At 68.7% G+C, this 14,899-nt stretch carries 17 protein-coding genes; 4 read left to right on the top strand and 13 right to left on the bottom strand.

The features are described 5' to 3' along the window. The first annotated feature begins 39 nt into the window (after positions 1 to 39). Positions 40 to 912 (top strand): 1,4-dihydroxy-2-naphthoate polyprenyltransferase, encoded by an 873-nt coding sequence (locus tag BLR21_RS34885; RefSeq protein WP_090013142.1) that lies wholly within the window; start codon positions 40 to 42, stop codon positions 910 to 912. Positions 913 to 918: 6 nt separating this feature from the next. Here the strand turns inward: BLR21_RS34885 and BLR21_RS34880 are convergent, their stop codons facing one another. From BLR21_RS34880 to BLR21_RS34840, 9 genes are read right to left on the bottom strand one after another with little or no spacing between them, the layout of a single operon-like run. Then, complete coding sequence (locus tag BLR21_RS34880; RefSeq protein WP_090013344.1) at positions 919 to 1,320, bottom strand: hypothetical protein; 402 nt, start codon at positions 1,318 to 1,320, stop codon at positions 919 to 921. Next, positions 1,320 to 1,766, bottom strand: a complete 447-nt coding sequence (locus tag BLR21_RS34875) for a hypothetical protein (RefSeq protein ID WP_051770277.1) — start codon at positions 1,764 to 1,766, stop codon at positions 1,320 to 1,322. Before BLR21_RS34875 ends, BLR21_RS34880 begins: the two co-directional genes overlap by 1 nt. A 1-nt stretch (position 1,767) precedes the next feature. Further along, complete coding sequence (locus tag BLR21_RS34870) at positions 1,768 to 2,751, bottom strand: hypothetical protein (protein WP_090013140.1); 984 nt, start codon at positions 2,749 to 2,751, stop codon at positions 1,768 to 1,770. Next, the gene (locus tag BLR21_RS34865; protein WP_090013138.1) at positions 2,748 to 3,164 is read right to left on the bottom strand and encodes a hypothetical protein; all 417 of its coding nucleotides are present in this window, start codon (positions 3,162 to 3,164) and stop codon (positions 2,748 to 2,750) included. Before BLR21_RS34865 ends, BLR21_RS34870 begins: the two co-directional genes overlap by 4 nt. Next, positions 3,164 to 6,133: a phage tail family protein gene (locus BLR21_RS34860; protein ID WP_090013136.1), complete on the bottom strand. Its 2,970-nt coding sequence runs from the start codon at positions 6,131 to 6,133 to the stop codon at positions 3,164 to 3,166. Before BLR21_RS34860 ends, BLR21_RS34865 begins: the two co-directional genes overlap by 1 nt. Further along, positions 6,130 to 6,435, bottom strand: a complete 306-nt coding sequence (locus tag BLR21_RS34855; RefSeq protein ID WP_090013134.1) for a hypothetical protein — start codon at positions 6,433 to 6,435, stop codon at positions 6,130 to 6,132. The genes BLR21_RS34860 and BLR21_RS34855 overlap by 4 nt, the downstream gene beginning before the upstream one ends. 55 nt (positions 6,436 to 6,490) lie before the next feature. Continuing rightward, positions 6,491 to 7,579 carry an L-cysteine desulfhydrase Cds1 gene (gene cds1, locus BLR21_RS34850; RefSeq protein WP_256335134.1) on the bottom strand — a complete coding sequence of 363 codons (1,089 nt, stop codon included), beginning with the start codon at positions 7,577 to 7,579 and terminating at the stop codon, positions 6,491 to 6,493. 26 nt (positions 7,580 to 7,605) lie between these two features. Next, entirely contained in the window at positions 7,606 to 7,875 is a 270-nt protein-coding gene (locus BLR21_RS34845) for a DUF4229 domain-containing protein (protein ID WP_256335133.1), read from the bottom strand. A gap of 4 nt (positions 7,876 to 7,879) precedes the next feature. Beyond that, positions 7,880 to 8,344 carry an Lrp/AsnC family transcriptional regulator gene (locus tag BLR21_RS34840; RefSeq protein ID WP_090013129.1) on the bottom strand — a complete coding sequence of 155 codons (465 nt, stop codon included), beginning with the start codon at positions 8,342 to 8,344 and terminating at the stop codon, positions 7,880 to 7,882. 299 nt (positions 8,345 to 8,643) lie between these two features. On the opposite strand from BLR21_RS34840, the gene BLR21_RS34835 reads away from it, so the two are divergent. Then, positions 8,644 to 8,850, top strand: a complete 207-nt coding sequence (locus tag BLR21_RS34835) for a BldC family transcriptional regulator (RefSeq protein ID WP_030473853.1) — start codon at positions 8,644 to 8,646, stop codon at positions 8,848 to 8,850. A 57-nt stretch (positions 8,851 to 8,907) separates the two neighbouring features. After that, a complete protein-coding gene (locus BLR21_RS42885; RefSeq protein ID WP_086667950.1) occupies positions 8,908 to 9,075 on the top strand; it encodes a hypothetical protein in 168 nt (55 codons plus the stop codon). Positions 9,076 to 9,129: 54 nt separating this feature from the next. Here the strand turns inward: BLR21_RS42885 and BLR21_RS34825 are convergent, their stop codons facing one another. From BLR21_RS34825 to BLR21_RS34810, 4 genes are all read right to left on the bottom strand, one after another. Next, positions 9,130 to 10,374, bottom strand: a complete 1,245-nt coding sequence (locus BLR21_RS34825; RefSeq protein ID WP_090013127.1) for a MinD/ParA family ATP-binding protein — start codon at positions 10,372 to 10,374, stop codon at positions 9,130 to 9,132. 102 nt (positions 10,375 to 10,476) lie between these two features. Then, the gene (ccsB, locus tag BLR21_RS34820) at positions 10,477 to 11,388 is read right to left on the bottom strand and encodes a c-type cytochrome biogenesis protein CcsB (RefSeq protein WP_090013125.1); all 912 of its coding nucleotides are present in this window, start codon (positions 11,386 to 11,388) and stop codon (positions 10,477 to 10,479) included. Further along, on the bottom strand, positions 11,388 to 12,863 hold the full coding sequence (gene resB, locus BLR21_RS34815; protein ID WP_090013340.1) for a cytochrome c biogenesis protein ResB: 1,476 nt from the start codon (positions 12,861 to 12,863) through the stop codon (positions 11,388 to 11,390). Before resB ends, ccsB begins: the two co-directional genes overlap by 1 nt. A gap of 41 nt (positions 12,864 to 12,904) precedes the next feature. Next, a complete protein-coding gene (locus BLR21_RS34810; RefSeq protein WP_176929932.1) occupies positions 12,905 to 13,681 on the bottom strand; it encodes a cytochrome c biogenesis CcdA family protein in 777 nt (258 codons plus the stop codon). 129 nt (positions 13,682 to 13,810) lie between these two features. Here BLR21_RS34810 and BLR21_RS34805 point away from each other — a divergent pair, with 129 nt between their 5' ends. Beyond that, entirely contained in the window at positions 13,811 to 14,800 is a 990-nt protein-coding gene (locus BLR21_RS34805; protein ID WP_090013121.1) for a M64 family metallopeptidase, read from the top strand. Positions 14,801 to 14,899 lie beyond the last annotated feature (99 nt).

The following is a 14,899-nucleotide window of genomic DNA, read 5'->3' as shown; positions in this document are numbered from 1 at the left end:
TTGGCGGGTCCTCAGGAGTCATACCGGAGGATGTGGGGCATGGCCTCAGTCGTCCAGTGGATCCAGGGGACCCGCCCGCGCACGCTGCCGAACTCGATCGCCCCGGTGGTCGTGGGAGCCGCTGCGGCGCACCACATCGACGAGTTCAACGTGCTCTACACGGTGCTCGCGCTGATCGTCTCGGTGGCGTTCCAGGTCGGCGTGAACTACGCGAACGACTACTCCGACGGGATCCGCGGCACAGACGACAACCGGGTGGGGCCGTTCCGGCTGACCGGGTCCGGTGCGGCCGAGGCGTCGAAGGTGCGGCTGGCGGCGTTCATCTCGCTCGGCGTCGGTGCGCTGGCCGGGCTCGTGCTGGTGGTGATGTCCGGGTACTGGTGGCTGCTCGCTTTCGGCGCAGTGTGCGTGCTCGGAGCGTGGTTCTACACGGGCGGCAAGCGTCCGTACGGCTACGCGGGCCTCGGCGAGATCGCGGTGTTCCTCTTCTTCGGCCCGGCCGCGGTGCTGGGCACGCTGTACGTGCAGACCGGCGAGATCACCGGCATCGGCATCGGGGCGTCCATCGCGATGGGGTCGATCTCGGCCGCGGTGCTGGTGGCGAACAACCTGCGCGACATCCCGACGGACGCCGTGTCGGGCAAGCGGACCCTGGCCGTGGTGCTGGGCGACAAGGACACGCGCAGGCTGTACCTGGCGCTGGTGGCCGTGCCGTTCCTGATCGCGCTGGGCATGGTCGTGCGGGTGCCGTACGCGTTGCTCGGGTTCCTCGCGGCGCCGGTGCTGCTGCCCGCCGTGCGGCGGGTGGCCGCCGGGCGGGGCGGCCGGGAGCTGATCCCGGTGCTGCAGTTCACCGGGATCGCGATGCTGGCCTGGGCCGTGCTGGTCAGCGCCGGTCTGGTGCTGGACTGAGTCCGGTCACCAGGCGTCTTCGGTGAACTGCAGAGGTTCGTCGTCGTCCGTTCGCGCGGGCTTGCGCGGGGGTGGCGGCGGGGCCGACTCGCCCTTGATCAGCTCGTCCAGCCGGGCGCGGTCGGCGTCGAGTGCCTGGCGCACCAGCGGATCGTGGGCCGCCTCGCCGGTGAGGACCTGACGCCAGCTCAGACCCGCGCCGCGCGCGATGCGGTCCGCGAGCTGCCGCATCGCCGGTGAGGCTTCGCTGGACTTGGCGAACTGCATCACCCTGCGGATGTCCTCAGTGGACGGTTCCTTGCCCCGGAGCCCCTGCTGGGCGGTGCGCATCGCGCGGTCCGCCTCGGCGACCGCGCTCGTCAGGAAGTTCTCCGCCGCGAGGATGTCCGATGTCCGCCAGGCCGTCATCACCACTTGTCCTCCGTGAAGATGTCGGGGTCGAGCTGGTCATCGTCGTCCCCGTCCCTGCGCGGCCGCTGCGCCTCCATGATCTCCTCGGCGGTCATGCCCTCCTGCAGCATCTGGAACGCCTGCTTCATCTTGTTGACGTTCTCCTGCTGCATGGCCTGCACGTCGGGATCCTGCGCGGCCTTGCCGGAGACGACGTCCTCCCAGGTGAACTCACCCGCGTCCACCTTGCGCTTCAACGCCTTGAGCTGCTCGGGCGCGTCCCGTTCCTGCGCGGCCCGTTCGACCTGCTGGGCGATCGCCTTGAAGTCGACGGGCGGGACGGGCGGCAGCGGCGTCTCCTTGAGGCGGTTCGCGAGATCCTGCGCCTCCTTGAAGCGCGCGTCGACCTGCGCCTCGGCCGCCCGCAGCTCGGCGGACTTCCAGCTGTCGTTCGGCGTGGTCATCTCAGTTCTCCCTCGCGAAGAGTCCGCGCTGGATCGGCCTGGCGTCACCGCGGATGTCACTCACCTCGTTGCGCTGAGCGAGGGTGCGCCACTGCCGGAAGTCTACTTCGGACAGACCCAGCCGCTCGGCCGTTTCGTGGTTCTCGCCGACGAAGTGCAGCACGGCCTGCTCGCCGAAGACGCCGACGATCTCGAACTCCGCGCCCCGGTACGCGCAGAGCGTGCGGACCAGCTGGAGGTCCTCGACGACCGCGTCCGGCACCTCCAGGAACCGGGCGCCGCCCTCCTCGGTGAAGTCCGGCGGCGCGGGGTGCCCGGCGAGCGGGTGCAGGAGAACCGATCCGGGCGCGGGCCCGAAGTCGATGTCGAAGTCCTGGCCGCGGTACTTCCCGATCAGTCCACGACGGACGGTCGGCCGATGCGGAACCGGTGCCGGCCAGTACCTTCCGGGCCCGAAGCCGACGTCACCGGTCGGGATCCAGCCGGTCTGCCGGTTGGGGTACTTGCCGACGCTGCGGCCGGTGCCGTCCGGTTCGAAGCGCCAGAGTTCGGTGCCCGCCGGGAGTTCCGCGAGTTCCATGACGTACTCGGGGATCGGGTTGGCGCTCGGCGTGTACCCCGTGCCGGTGAACGGGAGCGGGTAGACGCGGGTGGTGCCCATCTTCTGCGCGCCATCGAGCGTCGGGCCGCCGAAGCTCGTGTCGAAGAGCTCGGTGGTGTGGGCCAGGAAGCGCAGCAGGTACTGCGTGCCCTTCGGCCAGTCCGCGACCTTGTCGACGCCGAACGCCTCCGCGAACTCCTCGGAGGTGCCCTGCGGGAAGTCCTGCCCGCGCGTCACGAACCCGGCGGCCCGGTGCGGCTCGAACTTGCCGGGCACCACGACGTTGCCCAGGTAGAGCTGCGCGATCGCGGGGTGGACGATCTTCTGCAGGATCGTCTCCGGCCCGATGCCGGCCGCCTTGCGCACGGCCTGAGGGGTGCTCATCCCGGGTTCTTCTCCTTCCACCGCGCCAGGAAGTCGGTGCGGTCGACCTGCACGTTCTCCAGCTCGTCTGCGTCGAGCGTGGCCGTGTAGCCGTTGTACTGGTCGCCTTCGAGCCCGTTCTGCGCGGCCCACACGTACTCGCCGCCCGCGTACCCGGCCTCCGCCTTGCCGCCGTCCGTTCGGACGACGTTGAACGGCTGCCCGCGCCAGGTGGCCGTCATCGTCTCGCGGTACCAGGCATCGAGGTCGTGGACGGCCACCGTCTTGAGCTCACGGTTGCCGTAGGTCTGAAAGCCTTCGGCGTTGGCGTAGGTGACGCCCGGGATCTTGCGGATCCAGACGTCGTTCCCCTCGCTGCCCGCGAAGTAGACCTCGCCGCGGTACTCGGCCATCTCCTGGGAGTAGTGGGTCATCAGAGCTTCGTCCAGCCGAACTTGCGGTCGTACACGGCGTGCAGTTTCTCAGTTCCGTCCGCGTTGACCTGCCAGATCTCGGCACGATCGGGCAACGGTGTGCCGCCGTCCACGCGCCACTCCGGCATGCCGCCCATCGTGGACCCGGTGCCGGTGAACGGGTCGTAGCCGTCGTACGGTTTCGCCGCACCACCGGCCGCCGCCATCTGCTGCTGCGACGCCTCGTAGTGCGCCTTCTCCTGCGGCGACTGGTATTGGTCCGCCGGGTACGGTCCTGGCTGGGTGAAGTCCGGCGTGTCCTTCTTCGGCCCGCCGAACGGCACGTTGTGCGCGCCCGCGTTCTGGTCGGTGACCTCGTAGCGGAGCTGCATCGCGTTCGGCGCGCCCTCGGGGATGGGCGTCCAGCCCTTGCCCTTGTCGTCGAGCGCGAGGCCGTCCCGCAGGCCCTGCGGCGTGTTGACGTCGACCACGTCCTGGCCGCGGGCGATCGAGCCGCCCATCTGGTTCTGCCAGGTCTCCTTCTGGCTGCCCGGCGCGTGCGGCTGGTCGGGCAGGTACGTGCTGAGGGCGCCCTGGTTGAGGGCCTTGGTGACGATGTCGCCGGTGTCGACCTTGATCTGGTTGCGGACGTCGGCCACGTGCTGGGCCTCGTCCGCGCTCAGTTCGGTGGACAGCTTCTGGCTCAGCTCGACGTAGCGGTCGCGATCGGCCTGGTTGGGCAGCATCTGGTCGAGCTGGTGCTGGTAGCCCTGGCCCTGCGCGGCCATCGCGGCGGCGTCGAAGTGGCCCTTGAGGTCCGGGCCGGCGGGAGGCGGCGGGTTGCTGCCGCCGTCGCCGTTGTGACCGGGGGTGGCGTCTTCGTTGCCGGGCTTGGGGTCGGTGTCGTGGCCGGCCGGGGTGTTGTCGTGGTCCGGCTGGGGGTCGGTGGGCCGGACGTCTTCGGCGCCGCTCGCGTCGGTGTCGTGCGGCTTGGTGTCGTCGGGACGCGGGTCGGTGTCGTGTGGCTTCGGGTCGCTGTCGTGGGGCTTGGCGTCGTCGGCGCGCGTGTCGGTGTCGTGCGGCTTGGCGTCGGCGTCGTGCGGCCTGGTGCTGTCCGGTGCGTCGTGGGGCTTGGTGTCCGTCGACCCGTTGGGCGTGGTGTCGTGCGGACGCGGGGGCGACGAGTCGGCCGGCGTGGTGCCGGACGGCGTCGAGTGGTCCGTACCCGCGGTGGGGCTCGGGTGTCCGGGAGGCGACGGCAGGCCGCCACCCGCGCTCGGAGTCGGGTGGCCGGGAGGCGACGGGAGGCCGCCGCCGGTGTTCGTGGCAGGCGGGGCCGTTGCCGTGCCGGAGCTGGCACTCGGGTGTTCGGGTGGCGTCGGGAGGCCGCTGCCACCGGGCGTCGGGTGGGGGCCGGGGTTCGGCGGGGTCGGCAGGCCCGCACCGCCGGGGTGCGTTCCCGCGGACCCCGGAGCCGGGTGGGTGCCTGGGGTCGAGTGCGAGCCCGGCGTCGGGTGGGTGCCTGGGGTCGAGTGCGAGCTGGGCGTCGGGTGCGTGCCTGCGGAACCTGGGTGGCTGCCCGAGGTGCCGGGACCGGGCGGCGTGGGCAGGCCCGAGCCGGGGCGGGCGCCGGCGGGTGGCGTTCCCTGGCTGGGCGGGGTGGGGAGACCTGAACCGCTACCGGGAGGCGTCGGCAGGCCGGCGGGCTTGGGGGTGCCGGTCGGGGTGCCCGCGCTCGGGAACGCCGGGACGCCGCCTGCGCCCGGACGGGAGCCGGAGCTCCTGGTCTGGTCGCCGCCACCCGCGCCCGGGGCCATCGGGGCGCCCATCGGCATCGCGCCGCCCATGGGGGTCTGGTGGGACGACGGCGGCGCTGCAGCGGGGGCCGCGCCTGCCGCATGTGTGGTGTCAGGGCGGATCGGGGCGCCGGAAGGGCCTCCGGCCGGAGCGCCACCTGAGCCGGTCGGCGCGCCGCCTCCGCCTCCGCCCAGCGAGGGCGGTGCTGACGCGGCGGGGCCTGCGGTGGCTGCCGCGTGGGTGGTGGCCGGGGCGTCTGTGGAAGTAGGCAGGGTCGGCGGGGCGGCTACCGGGGCGCCGCCGGGTGCCGCCGCGGAGACGGCGGCGGGTTTGGTGTCCTCCGTGCCGCCTGGCGGGGTGTAGACCTCGCGGACCTTCGAGCCGATGTCGTTGCCGCGGTCGGCGATCTCGGTGGCCGACTCCTTGATGGACGAGAAGTCGTCGTGGATGTCGTTCACGGCGTTGCGGACGTCGCGGCCCGCCTCGGCCACCTCCTGGGTGGCGTTCATGGCCTCGGCCAGGGAGTCGGCGTCCTTCAGCTTGCCGATGGCGGAGAAGACGCGGCCGACGGCGTCGAAGAGCGCCTTCACGTCGGAGATCAGCTTCTGGACCGTGTCGATGATGTCCATGACGCGCCGGTAGATCTGGTACGCGTTCCAGACCATCTCGGCGGCCTTGATCCAACCGGCCACCGGGATCCAGACGGTGGCGGCGGCTTGCAGCAGCTTGTTGACGAGGTAGTCGAGCAGGCGCGCGGCCTGCTTGCCGAGGGCCTCGGCGCCGGACGCGACGGTGTCGAAGCCCTTCGCGATCAGCTGGGCCACGCCCATCTCGGCGAGGAGTCCGGCCTTCCAGCCGAGAGCGATGTACCTCTCGTGGGCGCGGGCCGCGTCGCCGTCCCAGTGGCCGCGCACCTTCCCCACCGCGTCGGTGAGGTTGTACGAGACGTCGTTCATGGCGTTGCCGACCATGCGCCACGCGTCGCCGTCGGCACGGATCTTCGACCAGTCGCCGGTGATCGGCGTGATGATCGCGGAGACCAGGCTCTCGCCCGTCACCGCCTCGAACACCCAGTTCACCGCCTGGACGCCCCAGCCCTGGTCGCGCAGGACGTCGTTGAGCGACGCCGTGTCGACCTCGGGCTGCTTGAGGGACGCGGTGACCGGTCGCGGGGACTGGTAGGCCGTCGTCACTTCAGCAGCCCCTCGAAGATGCGCCGCTGGAGGGCGTCGATGTCCTCGTAGGCCTTCGCCGTCGCGTCCACCGCCGTGGCCGCGCCCTCGAGCTTCGACTTGCCGAAGTCGAGCGACTCGTCGAACAGCGCCCGCACGATGTCCACGCCCGGCTGCAGCAACGTGAGCAGGCCCGTGAAGCCCGCCTTGTCGCACGCCGTGGTGTGGACGTACTGACGGATCGTGTCGAACTCTTGGGCCTCGGTGCGCAGGTACTCGGCGTACGCGCGCAGCTCGGCCGCGTCGGTGAACAGCGACGACACAGCGTCCCCCCTGCGGACTCAGGTGCTCAGGTCACGCTGTGACGCACAACTCTCGTCACCAGTTCCCCGTGCGGTGGAAGTTGTTCAGGCGTTCGAGGCACGGGGCGAGGTGCATGCCCTGTGCCGCTACCCATGTGTCGTCGTAGTAGGTGTTCGCGTAACGCTCGCCACCGTCACACAACAGGGTCACCACACTCCCGCGAGTGCGAGACTGCCGCATCTCGGCCACGATCTGGAACGCTCCCCAGAGGTTCGTCCCGGTGGAACCGCCGACCCGGCGGCCGAGCAGGTCCTCGACGTACCGGATCGTCGCGACGGACGCCGCGTCCGGCACCTTGATCATCCGGTCGATCACCTCGCCGATGAACGACGGCTCCACCCGCGGCCGCCCGATGCCCTCGATGCCGGACCCCCTCGTGGCCACCAGGTCGCGGTCGCCGTCACGCCACGCGTCGAAGAAGACCGAGTGCTCGGGATCGACGACGGCCAGGCGCGTGTTCAGCTTCTGGTAGTGGATGTACCGGCCGATCGTGGCCGACGTGCCGCCCGTGCCCGCGCCGACGACGATCCAGTCGGGCGTGGGCGACGGCTCCAGCCTCATCTGCTCGAAGATCGACTCGGCGATGTTGTTGTTGCCCCGCCAGTCCGTGGCGCGCTCGGCGTGCGTGAACTGGTCCATGAAGTGGCCACCGAGCTCGGCGGCCAGCCGGCGCGACTCGTCGTAGAGCGCCGACGGCTCGTCGATGAAGTGGCACCTGCCGCCCTGGCGTTCGATCAGCGCGACCTTCTCCGCCGAGGTCGAGCGGGGCATCACCGCGATGAACGGCAGCCCCAGCAGCCGCGCGAAGTACGCCTCGGACACCGCCGTCGAACCGGAGGAGGCCTCGATCACGGGCGTGCCGCCGGTGATCCAGCCGTTGCAGATCGCGTAGAGGAACAACGAGCGCGCCAACCGGTGCTTCAACGACCCGGTGGGGTGCGTCGACTCGTCCTTGAGGTAGAGGTCGATGCCCCATTCGAGCGGCAACGGGTAGCGCAGGAGGTGCGTGTCAGCGCTGCGGTTCGCGTCCGCCTCGATGATCCCGACGGCCTCGCACACCCAGTGCCTGGTCCTGCTGCAAACGCGGTCAACGGAGGTACTCACAGCCGCACGATAACCGCGCGAACGGCCTACGCCTGGGTGAGAGGACCTTCGTCACCACGCAGTTCGGAGCGCAACCTGTCGCGCTCGGCCTTACGCGCCGCCTGGTGCTCGCCCAAGCCGGCCGCGACCCGCTGCCGCAGCCCCTTGAAGATGAACAACGAGGCCGGCAACGCCACGACCACACCGACGGCGAGGGCGGGCAGCAAAGGAACCTTGACCAACATGAGCGCGCCCATCACCACGACCACGAGGCCGAGGCGGGCGAGGACGTAGAGCGTCACATCACGAGCGAGCACCCGTTCAGGTTACGTCGCCTTCTTCGTCACCGGTGTTCGGGCGCCCCTCGAACCGTGTGGAAAGCACCACGGTCGTACGCGTGCGGGCCACGCCGGGGATGCGCCGCAGCCGCCCGAGAGCGCGCTCCAGGTCGTCCACCGTCGACACCCTGACCTTCACGATGAACGACTCGTCGCCCGCGACCCGGTAGCAGGACTCGACCTCGTGCAGCTCGCCCAGCGCGACCGCGACCTCGTTGTCGTCCGCGATGTCGGTGGGGTGGATGCCGATCAGCGCGGTGACGCCCAGGCCGACCGCGCTGGGGTCGACGACCGCGTGGTACCCGACGATCACGCCGCTGGACTCGAGCTTGCCGACCCGCTCGTGCACGGCGGACGCGGACAGGCCGACCTGCCTGCCGAGGTCCGCGTACGTGGCCCGTCCGTTGGCCCGCAGGGCGGCGATGATCTGCCGATCAAGAGCATCCACCTAAAACACCCTATGCCCCACGCGTCCGCCCAGGCACCAGCGGCCACGTGAGCCGCGAGTTCGCGTCGGTCGTCCGGGTCCCTCTTCGTGTCAACCGCCGCAGGCGATTCGGCGCGAAGCGGGGCCCGGACGACCGACTTCCCGGCGAACTCGCCGCCGTCTGCGAAGCAGCGGCCAACAAGCACTGTCCGGTTCGCCCCTGTCGTCCCTTACTACCTCTTTACCAAAAAACAAGCGTTCGAGTACCTGATGGGTCAGATGCCACGATCAGACCGGAACGTCTGATCTGAGGAGGACGAGTGACTGCAGCCACCGAGCGGCTCTTGACGCCTGGGGAAGTCGCCAATCTGTTCCGGGTCGACCCGAAGACCGTGACCCGGTGGGCCACCGCTGGTCGCATCGGGTCGATCCGCACCCCTGGAGGACATCGCAGGTTCCGTGAGACCGAGGTGAAGGCTCTGCTGTCGGAGCTCACGACCGAGGCAACTGAACCCGTCCGCCACTGAAACCGTAGTAATCCCTGTGCCGCGGGTAATCTCGTGGCAAAGGGAGGTGGCGACACGATGATCTACCTGCTGGCGGTGATCGGTGCGCTCACCGTGGCTGTGCTCGTGTGGCGAGCGTTCGCCCCGCAGCACTCGGAGTACACCCCAGGCCGCAAGGTGATCGCGCCCGACGACGACCCGGAGTTCCTGCGCAAGCTCGACGAGCAGCGCAAGCGCGACGAGTGAACGGAAAAGGGGCCCTGACCTCAGGACCCCTTTCCGCCACTGTCGAGAACCCGTTCAGGAGTGCGGGAAGTCGTCCGCGACCACCGCGGCGAGTTCCAGCAAGGCCAGACGGGTCTCCGGCGCGAGCTGGTCCAGCGCGATCTCGGCGCCCTCTTCGAGGTGCGCGTCGAACGGCAGGCGGACCACGGCACGGCAGCGCTGCTGGAAGTGCGCTGCGAGCTTGTCGAGGTCGACCTTGCCCGACCTCGGGCGCACCGAGTTGATCACACAGACGGACTTCGCGACCAGGTCGCGGTAGCCGTGTGCCTCGAGCCAGTCGAGCGTCGCGGCCGATGTCTGCGCGCCGTCGACCGAGCCGGACGACACCAGGACCAGCGAGTCCGCCTCGTCCAGCACGCCCTTCATCGCGGAGTGCATCAAGCCGGTGCCGCAGTCGGTCAGCACGATGTTGTAGAAGTGCTCCAGCAGCTCCACCGTGCGCCGGTAGTCGTCCTCGCTGAACGCCTCCGACACCGACGGGTCCTGCTCGGACGCCAGCACCTCGAGACGCGCGGGCGACTGCGAGGTGTACGCGCGCACGTCGCTGTACTTCTTGATCCGCGGGGCGTCGCGCAGCAGGTGACGCACGGTCGCCGTGGTCTCCCGCGGGATCTTCAACGCCAGCGTGCCGCGGTCGGGGTTCGCGTCGACGGCGACCACCCGGTCACCGCGCAGCGACGAGAACGTCGACCCGAGCGTGGTGGTCGTCGTGGTCTTGCCGACACCGCCCTTCAGGGACAGCATCGCGATCTTGTAGCACCCGCGCAGCGGCTGGTTGATCCGCGCGATCAGCTCGCGTCGCCGCACGTCAGCCGGGCTCTCGCCCAGATTGATGGCGCCGCCGCTGATCGAGTGCAGGGACTTGCGCCAGCCGGACGTCGGCGGGCGCTTCTCCTTCTTGATGAGCTGCTGCGACGAGACTTCCTGCGCCTGCGAGCGGTACTGCTGCTGCGGGAAGTTGTTCGGGTACTGCTGGCCGGCGAAGTGGCCGTACTGCGCGGTGCTGTCGGTGTTGTGGGGACCCGACTGGCCACCGCCCACCTGATAGGCGCCGGACTGCGAACCGGGCACCGGGTACGGACCGGACGCGTTGCCGGGAACCTGGTACGCGCCTGACTGGCCGGCCAGGTTGTACGGGCCTGATTGGCCGCCGCTGACGTGCTGCGGGCCGGACTGCTGCGGGTCGAGGTAGGCCGCCGCCTGCGGGTCGACGTACTGCGGGCCGGAGCCCTGTTCCTCACCCGGTGGTTGCCATGTCACCGCTGTGGCCCTCCCTGAGCAAGAGGGACCGAGACTTCCCCGACCCCCAGGTTGCGACGGTACGCAACCGGCAACGGTTCCATCGACATGGGGGCTAACTCGTTAGAGACCCGCGTACGAATGCAACCCGCTGGTGACCAAGTTGATGAAGAACAGGTTGAACACGTTCAGGGCGAAGCCCGCGATGTTGATCCAAGCGGCCCCACGGCCACGCCATCCGGCCGTCGCGCGTGCGTGCAGATACGCCGCGTAGACCACCCACGAGACGAACGCGACCGTCTCCTTCGGGTCCCAGCCCCAGAACCGGCCCCACGCGGCTTCCGCCCAGATCGCCCCGAGGATGATCCCGGCCGTGAACAGCGGGAACGCCAGCACGGTGGTCCGGTAGGACATGCGGTCGAGCACGTCGGCGGACGGCAGCTTGGGGAAGCGGTCGGAGTTCGTGTCCTTGAGCAGGTAGAGGATCGACGTCACGCCGGGGATCAGCAGCATGCCGGACGAGATCGAGATCACCGAGACGTGGATCACCAGCCAGTACGACCGCAGCGCCGGCTGGACGGGCGCGGACTCGGCGTAGAGCACGGTGCCACCGAGGAACAGCAGGACCAGGATCGGCGTCAGCACGAACGCGCCGAGACGGCGGATCGGGAACTTGGCCATCAGCACGATCCACGTCACCACGGCCGCAAGGCACAGCAGCGACATGTACTCGTACATGTTGCCCCAGGGCGCCCGCCCGGCGGACAGACCGCGCATCACCAGCGACCCGAGGTGCAGCACCGCGCCGAGGACCGTCATCGCGGCACCCATGCGGCCGATGCGCTCGGTCCTGGTCAGCTCGCTCTTCGGCGCGTCGGTGAGGATGTCCGGCCCACCGGCCCCGGCCATCGCCTTGCGCGGCGCGCGGGCGAAAGCCTGCTCGACCGCGTAGAGCAGGACCGCGAAGAGGTAGACACCCAACGCGCTGCGGTACAGCCAGTCGCTGTAGGTCGCGAGGGTCTCGTCAACCGGCATCAGGACTTCTCCTCGTTCAGCACCGCGCGGGCCAGCCGCGTGAACTCCTCGCCGTATCCTGCCTGGTCAGTACGGGCAAGCCCACCGACCTCGACCAAAGTACGCCCGTCCTCCAGACGAGTCGCACGCACCCACACCCTGCGGCGCTTGACGGTCAGCGAGACCCCCAGGCCGAGAATGATCAGGATGGCGAACGCCAGCACGTAACCCTGGGTCGGGTCGTGCGAAACCTGCAGCGACACCCAGTCGTTCACGGCGTCGAAGCGCACCTTCGTTCCGTCGTCGAGCACGATCTCCTCGCCCAGCGCGAGGTTCTTGCGCGCGACCTTCGCCAACCGGCCCTGCTCGACCATCTTCTGGTCGATCGAGAAGATCGACTGGCCGCGGCCGTCGTCCACACCGAGATCACCGCGGTACACGTCGACGGCGACCATCGGGTTGTTCAGCGCCGGGAACTTCGAGTTCAGGATGCTGCCGTGCAGCAACGGCGTCGGCGCCAGCAGGCCCGTCACCGCGATCTGGTTCTTGCGCCGCGTCTCGGAGTCCGTGACGCCGGGCGGGTCGAACTTCGTCGCGCCCTCGGAGGCCAGCGTCAGCTGGTTGGTCGGCAGCCACTGGATGCCCTGCGTGCGCTTCTCGCCGTTGGGGAACGTCACCGTGAACGTCGGCGTGTACCCGTGGCCGAGCAGGTAGAGCCGGTCGCCCTCGGTGCGCAGCGGGTGGTTGACCTGCAGCGTGTACGGCTTCCACGTGTTCGACGTGAGATCGTCGCCCGACTGGTAGCGGATGTCCGCCTGGTAGCCGACGGGCTGGCCGTTGTCGAGGTAGTCGGCGGTGAACTTGCCGATCTCGACGCAGAACGGCGTGAGGTCAGTGCCGTCGACCCGCAGGCCGGGCCGGAACTGGTCGTAGTTGAAGATGCCGCCGTTGCAGAACTGGCCGCCGTCGGCCTGGACGATGACCTGGCCCTCGTAGTTGAACATCTTGCCGAGCGCGAACGACACCAGCAGGCCCAGCAGCGCGAAGTGGAAGACCAGGTTGCCGGTCTCGCGCAGGAACCCGCGTTCCGCGCTGACCGTGCCCTCACCGGTCTCCATCCGCCAGCCACGCATGGCCTTCTTCGCCCGCGCGAGAGCCTCGTCCGGCGTCACGTCGAGCTCGGCCTGCGAATGGTGCGGCATGCGCGAGAGATTGCGCGGCGTCAGCACGGGCTTCGCGCGCATCTGCTTGAAGTACTCCCACGTCCGGGGAAGCAGACACCCGACGAGGGACGTGAACAGCAGCAGGTAGATCGCGGCGAACCACGGCGTGGCATACACCTCGAAGAACCCGAGCTTGAGCAGCAACTGCCCCCACCAGCCACGCTGGGCGACGTACTCGTCGACCTTGGCCGCGTTCAGCGACAGCTGCGGCAGCAACGCACCGGGCATAGCCGCGAGCGCGAGCAGGAACAGCAGGGTCAGCGCGGTCCTCATCGAGGTGAGCCCGCGCCACGTGTTGCGGAGGAAGGCGATCACTAGAGCGGCAGCCTCACGACGTCGACGAACGAGTAGCGCAGCCACCCGACGAACTCACCCCAGAGCCCGGTGACCAGCGCGATCCCGACGAGGATCAGCAGCACGCCACCGAAGATCTGCACATGCCGAGCGTGCGTGCGCAGCCACTTCGTCACGCCCAACGCCCAACGCGCACCAAGCGCAAGAACCACGAACGGCAACCCGAGCCCCAAGCAGTACGCAAGCACCAGCACGGCCCCACGCACAGTCGACGACCCAACCTCGGTGCTACGCGCGACAGCAAGCACCCCGGCCAGCGTCGGCCCAAGACAGGGCGTCCACCCAAGCGCGAACACGGCCCCAAGCAAAGGCGCCCCAAGCAACCCGGCGCCAGGCTTGGCGTGGAACCGCACGTCCTTCTGCAGCGCCGGAACGAACCCGAGGAACACCAGTCCCATCAGGATCGTGACGACACCACCGATGCGCTGGAACAGATCAGCGTTCAAAAACAGCGCATCCGAAGCACCAAGAATGGCCATCGAGGCCAACGCGAAGACAACGGTGAACCCAAGCACGAACAGCAACGAGGCCCCGGCCACCCGCCACCGCCCCTGCCGAGCGGGTTCGTTCGCCTCGACCCGAGGCGCCTCAGCACCGACCAGCCCAGCAAGATAGGCCAGGTAACCGGGCACCAGCGGCACCACACACGGCGACGCGAACGAGACAAAACCCGCGAGCAAAGCAACCCCGGTAGCCAGCAGCAACGGCCCGGAGATCGCCAGATCGGTGGGGTTCACAGACCTCAGAGTAGGTAGTTGCCCAGATCACGCGACCACCGGCATGGCTTTGCCCCAACACAAGGCTTGGGCCAAAAGTACCGACAATTGCAGCTTGTGGGTGACAACCCGGTTGCTTAGCGTAAGCACATGCACCGTTCCCGGCTGCTCCTCCCAGCGCTGACCATGTCAGCACTGGCACTGTTCGCGCAGGTACCGGCCGGCGGCGCTGCCCCGGCGATGGAATGGCGCGAGGTCTTCAACGAAGACGGCTCCATCACCCAAGCCCTAACCCCGAAGCCCCCAGCCGAGAAGTCCACGGACCTCCGAGCCCTGGCCGCGGCAGACGTGATCCCGGTCCAGGTAACCGGCGACTCAGCAGACCGCTTCGACCTCGTCTTCGTAGGCGACGGCTACACAACCGACGACCTGGCAACCTACGCCGCGAACGTGAAGAGCAAGTGGGAAGAACTCTCGGCAGTAGAGCCCTTCGCCACCTACAAGCAGTACTTCAACGTCTGGCAGGTCAACGTGATCTCCGCAGAGTCCGGCGTAGACCACGACCCAACAAAGGGCCTGCTCAAAAACACAGCACTGGACATGGGCTTCTGGTGCCAAGGCCGCGACGCGAACACAGAACGCCTACTCTGCGTAAACGAAACCAAGGCAAAAGAATTCGCGGCTCTGGCCCCCCAGTCAGACCAGGTAATCGCACTAGGCAACACCACAAAGTACGGCGGCGCAGGCGGCTCAGTAGCCACAGCCGCAGGCTCAAACGCACAAGCGGGCCAAATCGCAATCCACGAGCTGGGCCACTCAATCGGAGGCCTGGCCGACGAATACGACTACCCGTACGCAAACTACACGGGCACAGAACCACGAGAAATCAACGTAACCAAGGACCCAACCGGCGCCAAGTGGTCAGAATACCTGGGCCAACCTTCCCCAGACGGCGGCGTGATCGCCCCAGTAGAGGGTGCCCGCTACTACAAAACCGGCCTATACCGCCCCACAGCCAACTCGATCATGCGAACCCTGGGCAAAGAGTTCAACTCAATCGGCCGAGACGCCATGATCAAGGCCTTCAAGGCAAAAATCCCATCACTAAACGAGCCAGGAACCCCACCGCCAGCCCGGTAAAGTAAGTAACGAGCAGCCACCCCACCAGCGAAGCCGAAGGCGAGCCGTCCTTACCAAGCGGGCCAGGCGGTGGGGTCCCATCACGAGTCGCGCCATAGC

The sequence above is a fragment of the Lentzea albidocapillata subsp. violacea genome (genome assembly GCF_900100275.1).
GTDB classification, from domain to species: Bacteria; Actinomycetota; Actinomycetes; order Mycobacteriales; family Pseudonocardiaceae; genus Lentzea; species Lentzea violacea.
This window is presented reverse-complemented; position numbering and strand designations above follow the sequence as displayed.